2 protein-coding genes are annotated in these 1857 nt (G+C 34.9%); both read right to left on the bottom strand.

The window, feature by feature from the left end; all coding sequences use genetic code 11:
* Positions 1 to 189 precede the first annotated feature (189 nt).
* Positions 190 to 1407: an IS4 family transposase gene (locus PLK24_RS11195; protein WP_324479170.1), complete on the bottom strand. Its 1218-nt coding sequence runs from the start codon at positions 1405 to 1407 to the stop codon at positions 190 to 192.
* 189 nt (positions 1408 to 1596) lie between these two features.
* A partial coding sequence (locus tag PLK24_RS11190) for a hypothetical protein (RefSeq protein ID WP_324479168.1) occupies positions 1597 to 1857 on the bottom strand: 261 nt, incomplete at its 5' end.

Here is a 1857-nt window from a genome sequence, read left to right as displayed (position 1 = left end):
TGAAATCCAAAACCATTAGTGGTTATTATCGGATCATCCATCTTGGTTTTTACTAAAGCAAATTGAGTTCCTATATTAAGTCTTATTTTAGCATCACTGCTGTCCAAAATAAATTTTTCTAACAAAAATTGCAACTGATATACAATAATTTATTAATGATTTTGGACGGATTTTGAAATTAAGCCCCCATTATCCTGAAAATAACGATAGTTGATATTCAGTTGGAGTTGGTTTTTTATAAAATGGATTGTTTAACCAGGAGAAAAGGTCAATTTTTACAAAGAGGTTCAACCTTACGAATGTTATCAGGTTTGACAAATGCCACTGATATTCAGCCTTTGCTTTCAGGAATGTCAGCACAAGCATGGCAATGAGTGCAGTCCATCCCGATAATAATCGGGACTGGATCATTACCGCATTGGGAGAAGTTCCGACAAAGGTTTTTATGTGAAGGTGTTGTTTAAGGCTTTTAAAGAAAATCTCGATGTTCCAACGTTCCTTATATATTTCTGCAACAGTTTTTGCTGTCCAAAAAAAGTTGTTGGTCATAAATGTCATTTCACAATTCAATTCTTTATCCCAGATCTTAACCAGGCGGAGACGTTGGGGGTAGTTCTGAGAAGACTGAAAGCCTGAAAGCATGATGCTTACATCTTCAACTATATAACCATTTTCCATTGTTTGAGTATCATGATCCTTCACTATTTGATAATCCATGTTATCTTTTGCACGGGTCACGAAAAATATGTCTTTGCTGTCCAAAATATGCAACCATTTAAAGTCAATATATCCCATATCAAAAACCAGTACACTCCCTTTTGGGTACTCAGTTATTCTGGCAACATTTATTTCATGAACCTTCCCGCTGGTAAGATCAGCAAAAACAGGTAAACAACCGTCATAATCAAGCATAAGATGAAGCTTTACAGCACCTTTCTGACTTCGGAACTTAGCCCAGTTAAAGACACTCAGGCATAATGGGATTATAGTGGCATCAAGAATGAATATCTTTCGACGTAACCTGGTTAGTCTGGAACGGATAAAAGTGTGCTGACTCTGAAAATGCTCCAGCAAATCATTGTAATAATCTTTGAATAACTGCCAATTGCGATGTTTGTTGATGTAAGATATGGCAGACTTGGAGGGTGCACATCCCAGCCCAAGATGGTTCAGGTTGCCAGTTATACTCCGCAATCCATTGCTAATATCTCTGACACTTGAGGCCTGTCCTATATGACAAAACAACATGAAAACAAGGTGTGTCCAGCTATTAATGCCTTTATTACTTTTATCGGTTTGGTACTTATTGGCTAATCTATCAAAAGAATTTCGGGGAAGAAGACTGATTATCTGACTGAAAAGTGATATTTTTGTCATGGCTGGTTGTTTTTTTGTTGCACAAAACAAAAATACCACTTCGTTGGGTATATCAACCAGCCTTTTTTTCTATCTTAAAAATTTATTTTGGACGGATGTGTTTTAGCATATTATAAAAGCAGTTATTCCAAGGCTTGATTTAAAAAGGGTTTAATTATTTTGCTGGAAAGAGAAACCACTAATGTTTTTCTCTTTAATTTTTCCTATTACTTCACCTCCTTAAATAAATTGTTTGAACTGTTCTTTTCCAAAATAAAAACTCAAGAATAGGCATTGCATCAACTGATGAAGGTTCTGAATCACTGATTTTGGTTTTGGATGAATTTGAATTATACTGTATTGAGTCCGACCATTCAATTTTTTAAAAAAGGTAATTATAAAAAATCTGACACTAAGTTTATAATTGATGTAATCACTGTTAATTGCATAAGCTGAAAGTTGATGGCAGAGGATCTTTTTTGATATGCTTAAAAAGTTTGC

Origin of the sequence: Atribacter sp. (genome assembly GCF_035418125.1) — a bacterium.
Lineage (GTDB): Bacteria > Atribacterota > Atribacteria > Atribacterales > Atribacteraceae > Atribacter > Atribacter allofermentans.
The sequence above is the reverse complement of the archived record's forward strand: the minus strand, read 5'-3'. Positions and strand labels throughout refer to the sequence as shown.